The sequence below is a fragment of the Leucothrix mucor DSM 2157 genome, assembly GCF_000419525.1.
GTDB lineage: Bacteria > Pseudomonadota > Gammaproteobacteria > Thiotrichales > Thiotrichaceae > Leucothrix > Leucothrix mucor.
In genome coordinates, this window is sequence record NZ_ATTE01000001.1 from 3,975,461 (window position 1) to 3,994,548 (window position 19,088).

A 19,088-nucleotide genomic window follows, 5' to 3' on the forward strand; every position below is an offset into this window, starting at 1 on the left:
TTCGTATCGGGTTTTTTAAAGAAACGGAGTTTAATATGTCCTTATGGAAACACGCGCTACCGTTATTTTCTGCACTAAGCTTTTGCCTGATCGCTCAGGTTGCTTCTGCCGAAATGGTGTTAAACCGCGGTAATGGTGCAGAACCTCAATCCTTAGACCCTCAGATTAGTGAAGGCGTTCCAGCCAGTCACATTCAGCGGGATTTGTTTGAAGGTTTGGTCTCTGAAGACCCGGATGCCAAAGTGGTACCTGGCGTTGCAGAAAGCTGGGCGCTTGCCGAAGATGGTTTAAGCTATACCTTCAAGCTCAGGGATAACGCCAAGTGGACCAATGGCGAGCCTGTCACTGCGGGAGACTTTGTCTACGCTTATCGCCGTGGTGTTGATCCGGCAACCGGCTCTGCTTATTCCTTCCTGCTGTTTTCTATCCTAAATGCAGAAGCCATTGCCGAGGGCAAAATGAAGCCGGAAGAGCTGGGTGTGACTGCGGTTGATGACCATACACTGGAAATCAAACTGGCTGGCCCAACGCCTTACTTCCTGCAACTGCTAACGCATTCTGTAGCATTGCCAACTCCAAAAGCGACCATCGAGAAGTTTGGCGATAAGTGGACGTTACCTGAAAATATTGTGAGCAACGGCCCATTCAAAATGGAAGCTTGGGTACCACAAGGCAGTATTACACTGGTTAAAAGTGATAACTACTGGGATGCAGATGCGGTTAAGTTGGATAAAGTCGTGTTCTTCCCAACTGAAGATCAGTCTGCTGAGCTAAAAGCGTTTCAGGCCGGTGAGTTGGATTACACCTACGAAATTCCAAAAGATCAGATTGCCTTCATTCGTGAAAAATATTCTGATCAGCTGAATATCAAGCCTTACCTTGGAACCTACTACTACGGTTTAAACACCACCAAGCCACCATTTGATAATGCTGACTTGCGTCGTGCTTTTGATATGGCGCTGAACCGTGAGCTAATCACGTCTCGCGTAACCAATGCTGGTGAACTCCCTGCCTACAGCTTTGTACCTGCTGGTGTTGATGGCTATGAGCCTGTGTATCTTGATTTTAAAGACATGGACTACAAAGAGCGTGCCGCTGAGGCTGTTAAACTGTATGAAAAAGCAGGCTATGGCAAAGATAAGCCTTTGGAAGTTGAGCTGCGTTATAACACCAGTGACAACCACAAACGTATTGCCTTAGCGGTTGCCGGAACGTGGCAGCGTGTGTTCCCTGGGTTGAAAGTGAATCTGGTGAATGAAGAGTGGAAAGTGTATCTGGAAAGCCGTAAAGCGAAGCAGGTCACACAGATCTTCCGTGCAGGCTGGATTGGCGATTATAACGATGCCAATACCTTCCTTGAGCTATGGCAGTCAAAATCTGGTTTGAATGATACCGGCTACGACAGCACGACATTTGATCAGGCGCTGAAAGATGCCGGTCAGGAAGCGGATGCAGACAAGCGTAAGGCGCTGCTGCAAAAAGCGGAGCGTGATCTGCTGGATTCTCACTCTGTTATCCCAATCTACACCTATGTGACCACTCACCTGATCAACCCTAAGGTTAAAGGCCTGTCGGGTAACGTGATGGATCACACCCGAGATAAGTACGTCACCATCGAAGAATAAGTACTCTCTTAAGAATACCGGGTAATCGTTACCCGGTATTCCCTGCGCGTTCGCGCTATTTCGGACAAAGGCGTTGATTATGTTACGTTATTTTTTGAGTCGCATTTTAATAGCGATTCCTACTTTGTTTGCTGTGATTACCCTGTCATTTTTTCTGGTTCATGCCGCACCCGGCAGCCCATTTGACACTGAAAAACCACTTCCTCCTGTTATCCGTGCCAACCTCGATGCTAAATATGGCCTCGATAAACCGGTTTGGGAGCAATATTTACGCTACGTTGGCGGCTTAGTCTCGCTGCAACGTAAAGAAGGCGATCTGCTACCCAGCATCGAACTGGATTTTGGCCCGTCTTATCAATACAAAGACCGTACGGTCACCTATTTCATCATGTCCGGCTTTCCGGTTTCACTCAAATTGGGCTTGATGGCGATTGCCATTGCGCTGGTGGTGGGAGTCACCGCAGGCTCGCTCGCGGCCTTGCGGCAAAATACCTGGATTGATTACACCGTGATGGGGTTCTCAATGACGGGCATTACGGTGCCTAACTTCGTAGTCGGGCCGCTGCTGCAATTGATGGTGATTGGCATTATGTCGATGACGGCGGTGCAGCTATTCCCTATTACCGGCTGGGGCGATTCCTGGACACAAGCCATATTGCCCGTATTCGTATTGGCCTTGCCGCAAATCGCTTATATTGCCCGCCAAACCCGCGGCAGTATGATCGAAGTTTTGCGCTCCAACTACGTGCGTACGGCTCGCGCTAAAGGGATGCCAGAGCGGATTACATTGACGCGTCATGCACTCAAAGCGGCGATATTACCGGTGGTTTCCTACCTTGGGCCTGCGGTGGCGGCGATTACCACTGGTTCGGTGGTGGTGGAGAAAATCTTCCGTATACCGGGCATTGGAACGCACTTTGTTAACGGCGCACTAAACCGTGACTACACCATGGTGATGGGCGTGGTGATCTTCTTTGGCGCGATTATTATTATCGCCAATCTGATCGTCGACGTGCTCTACGGTGTGCTCGACCCGCGTGTACGCGCTTCCCACGATTAGGCAACGGTAGTCAAACCAAGGACGTTTTATGAGTACGACACACACAACGCCAGTGGGAACTCCGGTTGCGGAGGCTTTACCCAAAGGGCGATCGTTATGGGCTGATGCAGGCAAACGCTTTAGCCGAAACAAGCTGGCAATGGCCAGCGTAGTAGCACTGTTCATTATTATTGTGGTGGCCTTTTTAGCGCCATTATTAACCCCGTGGCCACATGACATCATTTTAAATAATGAAGCGATGTTCAGTGATCAGTTTGCGGCGTTTAATGACACCAACTTTCCGCGCAGGCCAGACTTTGCTAACTCACTCTGGTTTGGAACTGGCGTAAATGATCGGGATCTGTTTTATCGCTGCATGATTGGCGTGCTGGTCTCTCTAGCCGTGGGTTTAACCGCGTCGATGGTGGCCTTAGTTATCGGTGTGGCGTATGGCGCAACCGCTGGCTATTTCGGTGGCCGTACCGATCAGGTGATGATGCGCATCGTGGATATCATTTATGCGCTGCCGTTTATGTTTATCGTGATTTTGCTGATGGTGCTATTCGGACGGAATTTTATTCTGATGTTTGCTGCCATTGGTGCGGTGGAGTGGCTGACCATGGCGCGGATTGTACGTGGCCAAACGCTGTCGCTTAAAAGTCGCGAATTCGTGATTGCCGCCCGTGCGTCTGGTGTTTCCAGTTTTAATATTATCCGGCGTCATATTATCCCGAATCTGTTAGGGCCGGTGATCGTGTACGTCACGCTGGTGGTGCCGCAGGTTATTCTGGTGGAGAGCTTTTTGAGCTTCTTGGGATTAGGCGTACAGGAGCCCAATACCAGCTTAGGCGTATTAATCAGTGAAGGGGCCAAGCGTCTTGAAGATGCGCCGCATACTTTGCTATTCCCGGCAGTGATTCTGGCCATCATTCTGTTTAGCCTTAACTTTATTGGTGATGGCTTGCGGGATGCTCTCGATCCTAAAGACCGCTAAGGGGTGATTATGTCTGAGATAAAACAAAACCAGCCGGTGCTATCGGTGAGAGATCTGACAGTCACCTTCCAGACCAATGATGGTCCGGTGAGTGCGGTCAGTAATATGAGTTTCGATGTGGCCGCCGGTGAAACGGTGGGTGTGGTGGGTGAGTCGGGCTCCGGAAAGTCGCAAACCTTTCTGGCGATTATGGGCTTACTGGCCCAAAACGGTGAAGCTACTGGCTCGGCGATCTTGCATACCAAAGGCGAATCACATGAACTAGTGGGCATGAGTATCGATAATCTGAACCGCTTGCGTGGTTCCAGTATGTCGATGATTTTTCAGGACCCGATGACCTCGCTTAACCCGTATTTAAAAATCCGTACGCAAATGATCGAAGTGCTGACATTTCATCAGGGAATGGATAAGAAAAGTGCCGAACAGCGAGCGTTGGAGCTGTTGGAGCGGGTGCGCATTCCGGAAGCTAAAGCGCGGTTAAATCAATACCCGCATGAGCTATCCGGTGGTATGCGTCAGCGGGTGATGATTGCCATGGCTCTACTCTGTGAGCCAGCCTTGCTGATTGCCGATGAGCCAACTACGGCTTTGGATGTCACGGTACAAGCGCAGGTTTTACACTTGTTGAGTGATCTGAAACGTGACTTTAATACCGCGATCGTACTGATTACCCATGACTTGGGCGTGGTAGCCGGTGTATGTGATCGGGTACAGGTCATGTATGGCGGCCGCTTAGCGGAAATTGCGCCAGTCGATAATATTTTCTACCAGCCGCAACACCCCTACACGCGCGGTTTACTGCACTCCACGCCAATTATTGGTGTACGTGGTGACAAGGGCAATCATGGCTTGTTGGCAACCATTGATGGGCAACCTCCCAATCTGCAGCATTTACCGGAAGGTTGCGCTTTTGCGCCACGCTGTGCTCATGTTATGGGTCAGTGCACCGTAACGCCACCTGCGCTCTCTGCGGTTGATTCAGGGCATCAGCGGGCCTGCTATGCGCCATTATTTGATAATACTGCCACGCAAGGAGACTCCGTATGAGCCGTGCACCGGTTATTCTTGAAGTCGAAAACCTCAAAGTCTGGTTTCCAACCATTGTGAATCAAGGCTTATGGGGCAAGCGCCGCTATGTCAAAGCGATTGATGGCATCTCATTTAATGTGCGTGAGGGTGAAGTATTAGGGGTGGTTGGTGAGTCTGGCTGCGGTAAGTCGACTATGGGTATGGCGGTATTAAACCTGCTAAAACCCACGGATGGTCGTGCCGTTTGGATGGGTGAAGATCTGTACACCATGTCATCCAGTAAGCTGCAAAAAGTCCGGCAAAATCTGCAGGTGATTTTTCAGGACCCCGTTGCTAGCTTGGACCCACGCATGACGGTTGGCCAGATTATTGCTGAGCCATTGATTACCCATCAGCCGGAGCTGAGCAAGCAGGAAGTGCATGAGCAAGTGCACGCCGTGATGAAGAAAGTGGGCTTACTGCCGGAGATGATTAATCGTTATCCGCATGAGTTCTCCGGTGGACAAGCACAGCGTATTGGCATTGCGCGGGCGATTATTCTACGCCCTAAGCTGATTGTCTGTGATGAAGCGGTCTCGGCGCTGGATGTATCAATTCAGGCGCAGATTATCAATCTGCTCAAGGCCTTGCGCGATGAAATGGGCTTAAGCCTGATTTTTATCTCGCACAATATGAGTGTAGTGCACCATATTTCAGACCGTATTTTGGTGCTGTATTTAGGGAAAGTGATGGAAGTGGCAGATGCGGATGACCTGATCTATGCCCCGCAACACCCGTACAGTAAAGCCTTGATTTCAGCGGTGCCAATTGCCGATCCACGTAAATACCGTGCGAATAAAATGATTGAATTGACGGGTGATATTCCCTCGCCACTTAATCCACCACCGGGCTGTGTGTTTTCAACGCGTTGCCCGCTGGCAGATGAGCAATGCAAGCGTGATGCACCGGCCTTGCAGGAGATTCAGGCACAAACTGACGAGCTCGAAGCGCATCAAGTCGCCTGTCATTACTATCAGCGAATTGATGAAGTTGGCGCTTAACTGAGCAGCTAAGACCGACCACACTATTAGCGAACGGGTGAGGCTGGCAATTAAATAATCAATTAAGATCGACCGCAGGCTTTGGGTTTTCAAATAAACAAAGCCTGCGTCATCCAACCCCAGAAAAATCGGTGGTTTTTTTAGGGTGAACTATACTCATTAATAATAAAAAGTCTGGTTTGTCACTCTGCTAATTGGTGCTATTGCTTGCTGCGTTTATCAATAACAATTATTGGTATGGCTCAGGCAGGTTTTATTGATGCTGCTACATCGCTGGGTGAATAAATCAAAGGACTCAAACGATCCATCCTATTGATCTTTGTGAGGATAGTCCTATGAATAGCTTTACCTTTAACCACTCCATTAAGCTGACTAAAACGCCGTTGGCGCTGGCATTCGCAGCCCTATTTTTAAACACAGCAGCTTCTGCGCTGGTTGTCCCTGCCAATCCTGTACAGGCGTTTTATAATTCTGAAAATTACACCTATTGTGATGCCAAGCTATTGTCGGCTTATTGGGGAAATTCGCCGTGGGATGCCAAAGTACGGGCCGGCAATAAGGCCCTCAATAATGAATACACGGTGATTGAGGACTATCTGCGCTCAGCCCGCAACTATGCCGTGGAGCATAATGTGCGCTGTACTTGGGATGATGGAAATAACCCCGATTACAGCTATGACGATGCCAAGCAATTAGCCAACTACTGGGGCAAGGCAACCCCTTGGGACGCCAAGCTGAAAATCGGCACAATGTTGCAGGATGGTGATAATAAGTTGGTGATTGAAGCCTTAAGTCGTGCTCGTCGTGGCGGTTAAACCTGCTTGAGTAAGGTCGCGGAGCCAGTACAGCTGGCATGGAAAATTGGCATTGAGGTTGAGTTGTTAGCGCCGCTGGGTCGCAGCCGTTTAGATCTGGCTCAGGCGTTGGCTGATCAATGCGGTGGCCACGTGCAGCGATTTTTTCATCCGCAATCAGAACCGAGTCAGGTGGCCGGTGCGCCAGTGTTTGAAAACCTGACTTTGGGCTTTAAAGTGTTGGATGCGCAAGGGCAATTAGTGGCCAATTGTGTGGATGACCTGACCTTGCAAAAGGACTTGGTACGACAACGATTACCACGACCTGATTGGTATCGGATTGTGAGCGATGATAGTCGCATGATTCGCTTAATTATGCGGCAAGCCGATGCCTCTGAGACTTGTACGCAGGTGCTGGAGCCGCTGGCAGAGCTATTTGGCTCCGAGCTTGCGATAAATCCCGATGGTATGGTGCGCCTAAGCGATGATACCGGCATGTCGATAGCCATTGCAGCACCATTACCCGGTGAGCGGGAACGCCCCTGTGAGCTGATTACGGTGCCTATTGAAGACCATCACCACCAACGACTGGAAGGTCTTCTATCTGTCGCCAATAAGCTGGAGTTCTACGTACCCGTTGAAGGCGCAACCCATATTCATTTTGATGCCGAAGCCCTGTGCTCGGCATCGGTGTTGGCTAATCTGATCAATGTGCTACAAGTGCATGGGGCTGGTTTGCGTCGTTTAGTTGGTGCGAATGCCAACTGCACACGCCTCGGTGACTGGCCTGATGCTTTGTACGATGTCGTGAAACAAGATGATTTTATTGATTTAACGTGGGAGCAAGTCCAAGCTCAATTGAGTGCGGTAAAGCTCACTAAATTCTGTGACTTTAATATCAAGAATATGATTGAGGGAACGCCAGATAAGCATACGTTTGAAGTGCGTATTTTTCCGGTGTGGCTGGAAGCAGAGCCTATTTTAGAAGCCGCTGGCTTATTCGAAGCGATTTTGAATTGGGCGATTGAGGCCGGACCGGTTCGAGCGGAGGTGCCATCCGCGTTATCTGGCTTGCTTGAGACCGTTCCAATGAATGCCTCATTGCGTGATTGCTGGCTTAATCGCTTGGCTTGAGTGGAAGTGATTGCGGCTTATACCAGATATAAAGTCCCGATTTGTTTTAAGTTGTTGATTAATTATCCTAAATATTTATATATTGGCAGAGTATTTTCTGATCTGTTGCTTGTTTACTGCAGAGATCTGGTGGCTATAAGACGATCTAATCTAAATATTTTGGGAGCAATGGACAATGCCTGTAAACGCCAAACGCTGGACGACACCGCTGGTTGCAACACTCTTTATCTCATCGCTAAGCATGACAGTAATGGCGTCAGAGTATCGCTGCGGCTGGCTGGAAAACCCCACGGCGGATAATTTTTGGCTCAATGATAAAGATGGTAATTGGACGATTACCTCTCAGGATGGCTATTCGGTCGGTGCTGATTCGATCGACAAGCTGCCAGAAGTGAATGATGATGAATACGTAAAAACCAATGGCTACTACGGCTACTCTTGTGGCTGCCTGAGCGTAACCACCGATCAAAATCTGAAGCGTATTATCAGTGTCGACACCAAGGGTAAGCAGGAGCTGTTGAAAACCTGCCTTGAGAATCGTGACCTGACGCCTAAAAAGGTCGTGCTAAACCAACCTCCTGTGGCCACTGCAGCCGCGAGTGCACCTGCGGTTACAGTCAATACTGCAGCACCTGTGGCCGCTGCTCCAGCTCCAGTCGTTGCACAACCGGTGGCGGTTCCCGTTGAGCAACAGCCTCATATGATTCAGATTTTCTCTAGTTACGATGTGAATAAAGCCAATCGGCTGCAACGGGTACTTAACCAAAATACGTTTCCAATCTTGGTGCAACCCGGTGAGTACAAAGGAAGGCCGATTTATCGTGTTCGAGTTGGGCCATTTCCAACTAAGCAGGCTGCTATTGCTAAGCAAAACGCGATCAAGCGCATGTTTAAAGACAATCAGTCGATACAAAGCAGTATTGTAATCAGAGTGGGTGGCTGGTAACGCTATCTTCGATTAAATCCATAGAAAAACTGGCTTGGTATATTCGTATGCCAAGTCGTTTGTAGCTTGATCCCATCCCTTGCTAGTCTGGGCCCTTATCCTTTTCCGGAGTCACGGCCTCTTCCACTTTTTCGACCATATCCTCTACCTTTTCCGACAGATCATGCATTTTAGAGGACATTTTCTCTTTTTGTGAATTCACGTGCTGGTGGATTTTCTCGCCTACTTTATTAATATTTGCGTCGATATGCTGGTTCAGAATGCGCTCTTTTTTGGCTTTTATCCTGCGCCACTTCCAGCGAATCGTAATGCGCAGTCGCCGGATTCCTCTGCCTAACAATGGAATCTTCTCAATATAAGTCAGCAGAATGGTGATTAAAATAAAGTCGAGATAAGGCTGTATCCATGAGCGCCAAATATTATGGAAGAAGACAAACATCATCGTCATCAGTTTCAAGATCAGCGTCAGAAATTTAGCCAGCGAAAAGCTTTTTAGTAGCAGCGTAACGGCTTCCAGAACCCCGAAAAACCAGAGCAAGACAGAGGCAGGGATTGAGCCAAAAATAACGGTATAGGTTTTCTGCCAAAGGTTAGAGGCTTTGAATATCGACCAGCGTATTTTCAGATAGCGACTGATGGGGTGGATCAGGGGTTTAGCAATCCGGTCGTTAAAAAAGCCGCTGACCGTATTGATAATGGCACGCTTGCTAAGCGCTAGTGAGGAGCTGACAAACACATGCTTCCAAGCGACGGTGGCCAGCGAAATAATGCCATCTTTAAAGAAGAACTTCTTAGCGATCAGGATTAGTTTGAAGATGAATTTCTTGGCCAGTAACATGCCCAGCAGCAAGATATTGAGCAGTACTTCATCGAATAAGACTGACAGCACAACCCCGACACAGAGAACTAAAGTGATGAATAGTTTAACGTTTTTATTCATAGCGCTTTAATCCTCCTGTGGTCGGTGTTGGTATCGTTATCCTATGAGAATGCCTGATATGCCGTTTTGAAATGGTTTAGGCAATTTATTCCGTATCCGCGTCATCAACGGTACGAGTCTTAAACATAGAGTACTTAAGGCGTGGATAAAACATGCCCCAGAAAAAGAACAAGTACAGCACCGCAATCACAAACCAAGCCGTCGAATTCTGACCGCTAAAGACCTGCATGGTGTAGGCAATAAAGGTTGCCAGAGCCAGCACGATAACGAAAATAAACTTGCCGACGAATTCTGTGGTGCGCCACGATGACCAAAAGAAGAACAAAATAATGCACAGAAGCACGCCACCCAGCAGCGCCATAAAGCCACTCTCTGTGTTGACTGCCCAATCATAATTGAGTGCATAGTGGATGTAGCTGTAACCCGTCGGGTTGGCAAACGCCACCAGTGACAATAAGGCGATGATTGTGAACAGCTTTCCGAAAATAGCCATGAATATCAGGTCTCCGATTATTAAAATAATATAAATTTATTGGCGGATGGCGACATTTTTGTCGATCATTATTCCCATACATTATAAGTACTTGTAGCTGTCAAAGAAACAAAATGCGACGTAATGACAGTTTTTTCGCACACTACAATTTAAAAACAATCCAATCCACTTTGAGAAACAATGCCGTAACTCCTTACAACAAGTTCATCTGAGCTTTGTAAGCACGATCAAATTCGATTGTTGAGGAGTTATCTATGAAAGTACATCACACACTAACGGTTGCAGCGCTGGCATTAGCCGTATCAACTGCGACCCACGCATCCAGTCACCGCGAAGCGCCATTCATTACTGAGAACCCTAAAGTCGATGCCACTGACTTTTATGCGTTCCGCAGCTATGAGCCAGGTCGGGCAGGCTATGTTACTTTAATTGCCAACTACAACCCTCTTCAAGATGCTTACGGTGGACCGAACTATTTCAGCTTATCACCCGATGCGCTGTACGAAATGCACGTTGATAACACGGGTGACGGTCAGGAAGATTTAACCTTCCAATTCCGTATTAACAATGCCCTAGGTAATGGCGGAAACGGTATTACCTTACCAATTGATGGCAAAGACATCGCAGTGCCATTAAAGAACATTGGCCCTGTAACTAGTGATGACAACTCCAGTCTAAACTTTAAAGAGTCATTCGGCCTTACCATGGTCTCTGGTGATCGCCGTACCGGAACCGCTAAAATCGCTAAGAACGCAACGACCGGTGCAACCAGCTTCGCCAAACCTTATGACAACGTTGGTGAGAAAACATTCGGTACGCAGCCGTATGAAGAGTATGCCAACAGCTTTATTCACGATGTCACGCTAACAGGCTGCCCGACTGGCTCCCAGGATGGACGCGTATTTGTTGGTCAACGTAAAGACTCATTCGCAGTGAATCTGGGTGAAATCTTCGACTTAGTGAATACCGACCCATTAGGCAGTACCGATGGGGAAACGGATAATCTAGCCGATAAAAACATCACGACTTTCGCACTTGAAGTTCCAGTGAAGTGTCTGACTAATAATAATGAGAACGGCATTATTGGTACTTGGATTACGGCTAGCTTGCCACAGGTTCGGGTGTTAGATCCAACACCTAGAAATCTGGTTGCACAAGTCTCCGGTGGTGCATGGACACAGGTTTCACGCTTAGGGATGCCTTTGGTGAATGAGATTGTCATCGGCTTACCAGATAAAAATCTGTTTAACGCCAGTGAGCCAAAGGATGATGGCCAGTTTATTGACTACGTGACCAGCCCAAGCTTGCCAGTGTTGCTGAATGTATTGTTTGGTGTAACCCCACCAACTGCTGAAGGTCGTCCTGATTTGGTCGCTGCTTTCTTAACGGGTTTAGATGGCGTGAATAAAAATGGTTCTGCCGCTGAAATGGTTCGGTTAAATACAAAGCTGGCTGTAACTGCAAAAGGTGCTCAGAAGAACTTGGGTGTGGCTGCAGGTGATGTCGCTGGCTTCCCGAATGGTCGTCGCCCTGGTGATGATGTGGTTGATGCTGAGTTGCGTGTTGCAATGGGCTTGTTATGTCATCTTGAGCTAGGCTTATGTGATCCAGATGATGCCAAAAGCGGTGATCTGCCTTATACCGACGGTGTAACACAAAATGCGGCCCAGTTTGATAATGCATTCCCTTACTTAACTACGCCGTTGGCTGGTTCAACTAACTAAGCGAAGGAGTCTGTCATGAAGAATTTAAATGGAGTCATTCTGCTTAGTGCACTGTTTGCGATTACGCTAACCGCTTGTAATAACGGCAGTAGTTCATCCTCTGCCAATCAGCTAAGCAGTGGTTTTGCAGCGAAAGCAGCCAATGATGAACCGGATGCAATCTATGATCCGCAGAAGCTACAAAGCGATATCAATACACTGTTTGGTGGCCCAAATTCAGAGCCGGTTGCGGTGGATGATGGGGATACACTAAAGAGTGTGATTAATCGTCAGTAATTCGTACCAACAATATCCGGTGTAAAAGCCGGATACACAAAAGGGGCATTTAATGCCCCTTTCGTTTGCCTGCTAAAAACACAAACCGATTAGATCGGCAGTGGTCCTTTCAGATAGATCAATGCGCCAGTCGGTGTCCAGTGCTTACCGTGTTTCATGCCCGCATCGGCATAATGGTAGTCACCTTTTTCCAGGTGCAGATCACCCATCCATAGCTCACCTTCCAACATAATGCATTCCTCACCAAAGGCGTGCACATGGCTTGGCATTTCAAAGCCAGGGTTTAGGCGAGCCAGATACGTTAACGAACCATGCTCATCTGCTTCCTTAAGGATTTTAATAAATCCACCGGGTAAGGCTTCCATCCAGCCGTCTTCACTGGCGCGCACAGTAATAAAGCCGGGGCCAACCCCTGCTTGCTCTTGTGCAACTTTTTCCATAAGGTTGCCGCGCATTTTGGCTTTCAGCCCTGCGGGTAGTTCTACCGTTTCCTGCTTTTCTGAAAGCAGCTGCAGAATATCTTCATCCAAAACGTTGGCAAACGCTAATTTAGGCTTGTTCATAATAATCCCCCTTAATTAAGTTGGATTTTGTCATCGCACCCCGCAAGATGGCTTGCGATCGGCGTAACGTGGTTTTTACAGTACCCAAAGGTTCGCCGGTGTATTCAGCAATTTCTCTGTGGCTCATGTCGCGATAAAAGGCCAGACCAATCATTTGCCGCTGCTGCTCATTGAGCAATTGCAGGGATTCTTCAAGCATAGAGCCGCGCTCTACACCTAAGGTGGTCATGAAGGGCTCAGGTGACTCCAGGTCAGGCGCATCGAAATGCTCCGGAATAGGCTCCTGATTTTTAGTGCGGGATGTCTCACGACGAAGCGCGTCAATGGCGCGACTTCTGGCCATCATTAGTAGCCAGCCGATCGGATTTGCCCGCTCTGCTTCAAAACTCGTTGCTGTACGCCATACCTGTAAATAAACATCGCTGACGATTTCTTCAGCAAGCTGTTTATTAGTCGTTAGTTTCAGCACAAAACCAAACAAACGGTTGACGGTAGCATCATAAAGCTCGCCAAGCGCCTGTTGATCTTCCTGCTGAATGCGTTCCAGCAATAAGTACAACCCATCCTGATCTTCGGGCATTTATGCACTCCGGTTATTAATTCTCTATTAGTTTAACATAGTGACATTAGTCCCGATCGGACACAACAATACCGCAGGCCAGGAAGGCCTAAAGTTCTTTCGCGTTCATAAGTAGTACGCAACTTAGGGGTGTTCTGGATTTACCGCTGATCGTTATAGTTTTAGTAGTGATCCGGCATGAAAAAGCCCGGCGCATTGACTGCAGCCGGGCTTTTTTAAACGACGTGCGTGTTACTTAAGACTTCGCTGCTTGTAACGCTGCGTTTAATGTGGCGCTAGGGCACATTGCGGCAGTTGTTTTAGCAGGGTCTGGCATGTAGTAACCACCGATATCAACTGGCTTACCTTGAACCGCTTCCAGCTCAGACAAGATTTTCGCTTCGTTCTCAGCCAATGTCTTAGCCAGTGATGAGAACTTAGCTGCCAGAGCAGCATCTTCAGTCTGTGCAGCCAGTGCTTCTGCCCAGTACATTGCCAGGTAGAAGTGACTACCACGGTTATCCAGCTCACCCGTACGACGTGAAGGTGACTTGTTGTTATCCAACAATTTACCTGTCGCTTCATCCAGTGTAGTGGCCAGAATCTTAGCCGCTTTGCTGCCCGTTTTAAGGCTGACATCTTCCAGTGATACGGCAATCGCCAGGAACTCACCCAGTGAATCCCAACGCAGGTGGTTTTCTTCAACCAATTGCTTTACGTGCTTCGGTGCTGAACCACCCGCGCCTGTCTCAAACAGACCGCCACCAGCCATCAATGGAACGATAGACAGCATCTTGGCGCTGGTGCCCAGCTCCATGATTGGGAACAAGTCAGTCAGGTAGTCGCGCAGGATGTTACCCGTTACAGAAATCGTGTCTTTACCGCGGATAATACGCTCCAGAGAGAAACGCATAGAACGCAGTGGTGACATGATCTGAATATCGCAGCCAGCCAAGTCATGGTCTTTCAGGTAAACACGAACTTTCTTGATCAGCTCAGCATCGTGTGGACGGTACTCATCCAACCAGAAGATTGTTGGAACGCCAGTTTGCTTTGCACGGCTAACCGCCAGCTTCACCCAGTCACGTACTGGTGCATCTTTAGTCTGGCACATTCTCCAGATATCGCCTTTTTCAACTTTTTGCTCCAGCAGTACTGTGCCGTCATCGCGAACGATGCGAGCAGTACCAGCCGCAGGAACTTCGAAAGTCTTATCGTGAGAACCGTATTCTTCCGCTTTCTGCGCCATCAGACCAACGTTTGGTACCGTACCCATAGTCGCAGGGTCGAATGCACCGTTAGTCTTACAGAAGTTAATGATTTCCTGGTAGATACGCGCATAAGTACTTTCAGGCATCAGTGCCTTAGTATCCTTAGTCTTACCATCCGGGCCCCACATCTGGCCACCGCTGCGAATCATCGCAGGCATAGACGCATCAACGATTACGTCGTTTGGCGCGTGCAGGTTAGAGATACCTTTTGCAGAGTCAACCATTGCCAACTCAGGACGCTCAGCGTAGCAAGCGTGGATATCGCGCTCGATTTCTTCGCGGAATGAGCTAGGCAGTTCTTTGATTTTCTCGTAAACGCTGCTGATACCGTTGTTTGGGTTTACGCCCAGCTTCTTGAACAGCTCGCCGTATTTCTGGAACAAATCTTTGTAGAACACAGTAACCGCGTGGCCAAATACGATCGGGTGAGACACCTTCATCATGGTCGCTTTTACGTGCAGAGACAGCATTACGCCGGTTTCTTTGGCATCTTCCATTTCAGATTCAAAGAAATCACGCAGCGCACTACAGCTCATGTACATGCTATCGATGATTTCGCCTTCCAGCAGGCTTGTCTTTTCTTTCAGTACGATAGTCTTGCCATCGTTAGTGACCAGATCCATTTTCACATCGCAGTCGCGATCCATGGTCATGCACTTTTCACTGGAGTAGAAGTCGCCTTTTTTCATGTGGGCGACGTGAGTGCGTGAAGCCGGGCTCCATTTAGTCATGGAGTGCGGGTTCTTTTGCGCATAACGCTTAACCGCTGGTGGTGCACGACGGTCAGAGTTACCTTCACGCAATACCGGGTTTACAGCACTACCCAGAATTTTAGAGAAACGCTTGGCGATGCTTCTTTCTTCATCGCTTTGTGGGTCTTCCGGGAAGTCCGGAATATTGTAACCTTTGCTCTGCAGCTCTTTTACCGCAGAAATCAATTGGTTGATTGAGGCACTGATGTTTGGCAGCTTAATGATGTTGGTATCAGGCTCTTGAGTCAGTGCGCCAAGTTCTGCCAGATTATCCGGCACTTGTTGTGCGTCAGTCAGATAGTCTGAAAATTCACCTAAAACACGGGCAGCAACGGAAATGTCACTGGTAACAACATCAATATCAGCAGCAGAAGTGAATGTTCTGATAATCGGAAGCAAGGAGTGAGTCGCAAGTAGCGGTGCTTCGTCAGTAAGGGTGTAGATAATTTTTGGTTGTTTGGTACTCATGTATTTCCCTGGCGATAACTTCATGTATGACGTCCAGGTTAATCCATCGTAAGGCATCAGCCCTCGAAGCGTACTATTAGCCTGGATGATGAGATTGCAACAGGCATTATATCCAGAAACGCCTATGCAAAAAAGAATAATTCACTTTTGGAGGCTGCATAGGCGGATTTCTAAAGGATACTATTAATCACAGCGATAGTTATTTTTTGGCTAACTATCTGTTATTTCTGCGGATTCTGCCGTGTCTTGGATGCGCAGCAAACCATGGAAGATTTCATTGCCACCAATCACGCCAACCAGCTTTCCTTTGCTCACTAGTGGCACTGGAAGCCCTGTTCGGTAGCGAATGTTGATTGCGGTGCGCATCAGAATGTCTGGTTTGGCGTACAACATGGTGTCGGGATTTTTGTCCTGAAAGTTGCTCAAATCCATGCCTTCTTCGTACTTCAGCAAGCTGGCTGGGCGCTCGCAAATGGAGGCGCTGGCGATGGCCCCTTGCTCATCAATTTTCAGGCAGTTTTGACCGGACCAATCCAGTACGTAGTCCTCGCCATCACGATTCATTTCTTTAACCGGCAGCATTAATGAGGCCGCACGCAGCACATTAATTGGATTCATGTGAGCGACAAATTCGGCGACGTAGTCATTCGCAGGGTTTAAGACGATATCTTCCGGCTCGCCATATTGAACGATGCGGCCACCTTCCATAATCGCGATGTGAGTCCCAATTTTCATGGCTTCATCAAGGTCATGGCTCACGAAAATGATGGTCTTTTTCAGATCGCGCTGCAGGTCTAATAGCTCATCCTGCAGCTTGTCACGAATCAAAGGATCAAGCGCGGAGAATGGCTCATCCATCAGCAAGATATCGGCATCGGTAGCAAAGGCGCGTGCCAAGCCTACTCGTTGCTGCATACCGCCGGACAGCTCGTGAGCGTATTTATCCGCCCAATCACTCAAGCCAACCAGCTTCAATTTATCGTCCACCATGGCTTCGCGCTCAGCCTTGCGCATGCCTTTTAGCTCTAAACCTAGGCCGACATTTTGACGAACGGTACGCCAAGGCAATAACGCAAACTGCTGGAATACCATCGCCACTTTGCTGGTGCGCAGCTGACGCAAGGTTTGTGCATCGCAGGTCGCGACATTGATTTGCTGGCCTTCGTTTTCAACCAGAATGTCGCCACGGCTGACTTTGTTTAAGCCGTTAACCGCACGCAACAATGTCGACTTACCGGAGCCGGATAAGCCCATCAATACACAAATCTCACCTTCTTCAATTTCAAGTGAGGCATCGGCAGCACCTAATACATTGCCGGTTTTTTCCTGAATTTCCTGACGGTTGAAGCCCTGATCCAAGAGCTCAAGCGCCTTGTTTGGAGACTCACCAAACATGATATCAACATTTTTAAAGGTAACAGCGGCCATTATTTAGTCTCCGTCGGATCTTTTTGTTTGCAAATTCGGTCCAGCAAAATAGCGATAACCACGATCGCCAAGCCTGCTTCAAAGCCTTGAGCAATGTTTACAGTATTTAGCGCGCGCAGTACCGGAATACCTAGCCCCGGAGCGCCAACCATAGCGGCGATAACCACCATTGAAAGTGACAACATAATGCACTGAGTGACGCCAGCCATAATGGTGGGCAGCGCGTAGGGCAGCTCGACCTTCCACAGCAACTGGCTAGAGGTTGCGCCAAATGAGGACGCGGCCTCTTTAAGGGCTTTAGGGGTGCCAGAAACGCCGAGATACGTCAGACGAATCGGCGCAGGAATTGCGAAAATCACAGTAGAAATCAGACCAGGAACAACCCCCAAACCAAACATAATCATGGTTGGAATCAGGTAAACAAAGGTCGGGATGGTTTGCATTAAATCCAGAATCGGACGCAGGATGCTGTAGAGCCAAGGTCGATGCGCAGCCGCAATACCCAATGGTACGCCAACCACCACACTAACAAGCGTGGCAAATAGAACCAGCCCAAGGGTTTGCAGCGTTTCTTCCCAATAGCCCAGATTGATGACCAGCAATAAGCTAATCACAATTAAGGCGACCAGCTTCCAGCTTCGGTGTAGTGCAAAGGCAATGCCAGAAAAGATAGCGATCATAACGAGTGGATGAAACCACAACATGCCAGAGACAAAGCTTTCGATAAGAAATTCCATGCTCTCTGCAAAGGCATCAAATAGCCAGGTTGCATTGTCTAGTAGCCACTCGACGCCGGATTTGATCCATTTGCCCAGCGGTAGCTTATGATCGGTTAGCCAGTCCATTCTAAGTTCCTGTTATATAATTAAAAAAGCCAGCCGAATAGCAGTTGTATAGGGCTGGCTGAGAGACGTTGTTGTTACACGATATTAAAGGTCAAATGAGGCCTTAGCTGCTGCCAATGCCGGCTCACCAGAGAAGGTAGTGACATCTTTAAACCAAGCATCTAACATTTCAGGATTCTTCTTAATCCAAGCTTCTGCCACTTTTTCCGCTTCTTCGCCATCATTGATGATGCCGCCCATGATTTCGTTTTCCATGGCCAGTGTGAAGGTCAGGTTAGATAAAAACTTCCCAACATTCGGGCACTCATCGGCATAGCCGCCACGCACGTTGGTGTAAATCTCTGCACCACCCAGATTTGGGCCGAAGATATCATCACCGCCTTCAAGGTAAGTCAGTTCGAAGTTGGCGTTCATTGGGTGTGGTTCCCAACCTAAGAAGATGACTGGGTCTTTCTTACGGGTTGCACGGGCAACTTGTGCCAACATGCCTTGCTCGCTTGACTCAACAACATTGAAGTCTTTCAACTCGAAAGTGCCCGCGTCAATCATGTCCTGAATCAGGCGGTTACCATCGTTGCCTGGCTCGATACCGTAAATTTTGTCATCCAGTGCATCAGCGTGCTTTGCAATGTCTGCGAAGTTTTTGATGCCTAGCTCTGCGCCGTATTTGTTAGTGGCTAGTGTGTACTTAGCGCCTTCCAGATTTTTAACCAGTGTATCAACCGACTCATCTTCACGGTACGGCTTAATATCCGCTTCCATAGTGGGCATCCAGTTACCTAAAAACACATCAATGTCTTTATTCTTCATGCTCACATAAGTAACCGGTACAGACAGTACTTTGGTTTCTGGCTCATAGCCGATTGCATTTAAGAGAACGGAAGCGGTAGCGGTGGTTGCGGTAATATCGGTCCAGCCAACATCAGAAAAGCGAACACTTTTGCAGGACTCATTGTCGGCGGCGAATGCACCGGTGCCGGATAAGAGAAGAGCTAAACTGGCAATAGCGGTCGTTTTTTGTAATCTGAGCATACTTGTTTCCTCGTATAAAAAACTGGATCTGCGTTAACAGGTTGCGTAGATGATTAATTTTTTTGAAAAACTTTGCAACATGGCGTTCAGTTTATTTTATTTTATATGATCATTCAATTAAAATAAAAATGACACC

At 48.2% G+C, this 19,088-nt stretch carries 18 protein-coding genes; 10 read left to right on the plus strand and 8 right to left on the minus strand.

The window, feature by feature from the left end; genetic code table 11:
• The first annotated feature begins 35 nt into the window (after positions 1 to 35).
• The 8 genes from LEUMU_RS0118100 to LEUMU_RS28255 all read left to right on the plus strand — a co-directional run bounded on the left by LEUMU_RS0118100 (position 36) and on the right by LEUMU_RS28255 (position 8,601).
• On the plus strand, positions 36 to 1,625 hold the full coding sequence (locus LEUMU_RS0118100) for a peptide ABC transporter substrate-binding protein (RefSeq protein WP_022953714.1): 1,590 nt from the start codon (positions 36 to 38) through the stop codon (positions 1,623 to 1,625).
• A 79-nt stretch (positions 1,626 to 1,704) separates the two neighbouring features.
• Positions 1,705 to 2,685 carry an ABC transporter permease subunit gene (locus tag LEUMU_RS0118105; protein ID WP_022953715.1) on the plus strand — a complete coding sequence of 327 codons (981 nt, stop codon included), beginning with the start codon at positions 1,705 to 1,707 and terminating at the stop codon, positions 2,683 to 2,685.
• 28 nt (positions 2,686 to 2,713) lie between these two features.
• Positions 2,714 to 3,658, plus strand: a complete 945-nt coding sequence (locus LEUMU_RS0118110; protein ID WP_022953716.1) for an ABC transporter permease — start codon at positions 2,714 to 2,716, stop codon at positions 3,656 to 3,658.
• A gap of 9 nt (positions 3,659 to 3,667) precedes the next feature.
• Positions 3,668 to 4,705: an ABC transporter ATP-binding protein gene (locus LEUMU_RS0118115; RefSeq protein WP_022953717.1), complete on the plus strand. Its 1,038-nt coding sequence runs from the start codon at positions 3,668 to 3,670 to the stop codon at positions 4,703 to 4,705.
• Positions 4,702 to 5,727, plus strand: coding sequence for an ABC transporter ATP-binding protein (locus LEUMU_RS0118120; RefSeq protein ID WP_022953718.1), 1,026 nt, complete (start codon positions 4,702 to 4,704; stop codon positions 5,725 to 5,727). Before LEUMU_RS0118115 ends, LEUMU_RS0118120 begins: the two co-directional genes overlap by 4 nt.
• Before the next feature lie 335 nt (positions 5,728 to 6,062).
• Positions 6,063 to 6,542 (plus strand): hypothetical protein, encoded by a 480-nt coding sequence (locus tag LEUMU_RS0118125; RefSeq protein WP_022953719.1) that lies wholly within the window; start codon positions 6,063 to 6,065, stop codon positions 6,540 to 6,542.
• 6 nt (positions 6,543 to 6,548) lie between these two features.
• Complete coding sequence (locus tag LEUMU_RS0118130; RefSeq protein WP_022953720.1) at positions 6,549 to 7,655, plus strand: amidoligase family protein; 1,107 nt, start codon at positions 6,549 to 6,551, stop codon at positions 7,653 to 7,655.
• 175 nt (positions 7,656 to 7,830) lie between these two features.
• Positions 7,831 to 8,601 carry a DUF4087 domain-containing protein gene (locus LEUMU_RS28255; RefSeq protein ID WP_022953721.1) on the plus strand — a complete coding sequence of 257 codons (771 nt, stop codon included), beginning with the start codon at positions 7,831 to 7,833 and terminating at the stop codon, positions 8,599 to 8,601.
• A gap of 82 nt (positions 8,602 to 8,683) precedes the next feature.
• On the opposite strand, the gene LEUMU_RS0118140 is transcribed toward LEUMU_RS28255, so the two are convergent.
• Both LEUMU_RS0118140 and LEUMU_RS0118145 read right to left on the minus strand, forming a co-directional pair.
• Positions 8,684 to 9,541, minus strand: a complete 858-nt coding sequence (locus LEUMU_RS0118140; RefSeq protein WP_022953722.1) for a hypothetical protein — start codon at positions 9,539 to 9,541, stop codon at positions 8,684 to 8,686.
• Between the two features lie 85 nt (positions 9,542 to 9,626).
• Positions 9,627 to 10,034: a DUF6524 family protein gene (locus tag LEUMU_RS0118145; protein WP_022953723.1), complete on the minus strand. Its 408-nt coding sequence runs from the start codon at positions 10,032 to 10,034 to the stop codon at positions 9,627 to 9,629.
• A gap of 254 nt (positions 10,035 to 10,288) precedes the next feature.
• Here LEUMU_RS0118145 and LEUMU_RS0118150 point away from each other — a divergent pair, with 254 nt between their 5' ends.
• Together LEUMU_RS0118150 and LEUMU_RS0118155 are read left to right on the plus strand one after the other, a co-directional pair.
• On the plus strand, positions 10,289 to 11,758 hold the full coding sequence (locus tag LEUMU_RS0118150; RefSeq protein ID WP_022953724.1) for a DUF4331 domain-containing protein: 1,470 nt from the start codon (positions 10,289 to 10,291) through the stop codon (positions 11,756 to 11,758).
• Positions 11,759 to 11,773: 15 nt separating this feature from the next.
• Positions 11,774 to 12,034 (plus strand): hypothetical protein, encoded by a 261-nt coding sequence (locus tag LEUMU_RS0118155; RefSeq protein ID WP_022953725.1) that lies wholly within the window; start codon positions 11,774 to 11,776, stop codon positions 12,032 to 12,034.
• A gap of 89 nt (positions 12,035 to 12,123) precedes the next feature.
• Here LEUMU_RS0118155 and LEUMU_RS26740 read toward each other — a convergent pair whose 3' ends face one another.
• The 6 genes from LEUMU_RS26740 to LEUMU_RS0118185 all read right to left on the minus strand — a co-directional run bounded on the left by LEUMU_RS26740 (position 12,124) and on the right by LEUMU_RS0118185 (position 18,952).
• Positions 12,124 to 12,597, minus strand: a complete 474-nt coding sequence (locus tag LEUMU_RS26740; RefSeq protein WP_022953726.1) for a cupin domain-containing protein — start codon at positions 12,595 to 12,597, stop codon at positions 12,124 to 12,126.
• Positions 12,584 to 13,177: an RNA polymerase sigma factor gene (locus LEUMU_RS26745; protein WP_022953727.1), complete on the minus strand. Its 594-nt coding sequence runs from the start codon at positions 13,175 to 13,177 to the stop codon at positions 12,584 to 12,586. Before LEUMU_RS26745 ends, LEUMU_RS26740 begins: the two co-directional genes overlap by 14 nt.
• A gap of 235 nt (positions 13,178 to 13,412) precedes the next feature.
• Positions 13,413 to 15,647 (minus strand): NADP-dependent isocitrate dehydrogenase, encoded by a 2,235-nt coding sequence (locus LEUMU_RS0118170; protein WP_022953728.1) that lies wholly within the window; start codon positions 15,645 to 15,647, stop codon positions 13,413 to 13,415.
• A 210-nt stretch (positions 15,648 to 15,857) separates the two neighbouring features.
• Positions 15,858 to 17,075, minus strand: a complete 1,218-nt coding sequence (gene choV / locus LEUMU_RS0118175; protein WP_022953729.1) for a choline ABC transporter ATP-binding protein — start codon at positions 17,073 to 17,075, stop codon at positions 15,858 to 15,860.
• Entirely contained in the window at positions 17,075 to 17,920 is an 846-nt protein-coding gene (gene choW / locus LEUMU_RS0118180) for a choline ABC transporter permease subunit (protein ID WP_022953730.1), read from the minus strand. The genes choV and choW overlap by 1 nt, the downstream gene beginning before the upstream one ends.
• A gap of 84 nt (positions 17,921 to 18,004) precedes the next feature.
• On the minus strand, positions 18,005 to 18,952 hold the full coding sequence (locus LEUMU_RS0118185; RefSeq protein ID WP_022953731.1) for a choline ABC transporter substrate-binding protein: 948 nt from the start codon (positions 18,950 to 18,952) through the stop codon (positions 18,005 to 18,007).
• Positions 18,953 to 19,088 lie beyond the last annotated feature (136 nt).

Coding starts and splice junctions, on each gene's coding strand:
- LEUMU_RS0118140 (WP_022953722.1), bottom strand. CDS start 9,541: ATGAATAAAAACGTTAAACTATTCATCACTTTAGTTCTCTGTGTCGGG.
- LEUMU_RS26745 (WP_022953727.1), bottom strand. CDS start 13,177: ATGCCCGAAGATCAGGATGGGTTGTACTTATTGCTGGAACGCATTCAG.
- LEUMU_RS0118105 (WP_022953715.1), top strand. CDS start 1,705: ATGTTACGTTATTTTTTGAGTCGCATTTTAATAGCGATTCCTACTTTG.
- LEUMU_RS0118170 (WP_022953728.1), bottom strand. CDS start 15,647: ATGAGTACCAAACAACCAAAAATTATCTACACCCTTACTGACGAAGCA.
- LEUMU_RS0118145 (WP_022953723.1), bottom strand. CDS start 10,034: ATGGCTATTTTCGGAAAGCTGTTCACAATCATCGCCTTATTGTCACTG.
- LEUMU_RS0118115 (WP_022953717.1), top strand. CDS start 3,668: ATGTCTGAGATAAAACAAAACCAGCCGGTGCTATCGGTGAGAGATCTG.
- choW (WP_022953730.1), bottom strand. CDS start 17,920: ATGGACTGGCTAACCGATCATAAGCTACCGCTGGGCAAATGGATCAAA.
- LEUMU_RS26740 (WP_022953726.1), bottom strand. CDS start 12,597: ATGAACAAGCCTAAATTAGCGTTTGCCAACGTTTTGGATGAAGATATT.
- LEUMU_RS0118150 (WP_022953724.1), top strand. CDS start 10,289: ATGAAAGTACATCACACACTAACGGTTGCAGCGCTGGCATTAGCCGTA.
- LEUMU_RS0118185 (WP_022953731.1), bottom strand. CDS start 18,952: ATGCTCAGATTACAAAAAACGACCGCTATTGCCAGTTTAGCTCTTCTC.
- LEUMU_RS0118125 (WP_022953719.1), top strand. CDS start 6,063: ATGAATAGCTTTACCTTTAACCACTCCATTAAGCTGACTAAAACGCCG.
- LEUMU_RS0118100 (WP_022953714.1), top strand. CDS start 36: ATGTCCTTATGGAAACACGCGCTACCGTTATTTTCTGCACTAAGCTTT.
- LEUMU_RS0118110 (WP_022953716.1), top strand. CDS start 2,714: ATGAGTACGACACACACAACGCCAGTGGGAACTCCGGTTGCGGAGGCT.
- LEUMU_RS0118120 (WP_022953718.1), top strand. CDS start 4,702: ATGAGCCGTGCACCGGTTATTCTTGAAGTCGAAAACCTCAAAGTCTGG.
- LEUMU_RS0118155 (WP_022953725.1), top strand. CDS start 11,774: ATGAAGAATTTAAATGGAGTCATTCTGCTTAGTGCACTGTTTGCGATT.
- LEUMU_RS28255 (WP_022953721.1), top strand. CDS start 7,831: ATGCCTGTAAACGCCAAACGCTGGACGACACCGCTGGTTGCAACACTC.
- choV (WP_022953729.1), bottom strand. CDS start 17,075: ATGGCCGCTGTTACCTTTAAAAATGTTGATATCATGTTTGGTGAGTCT.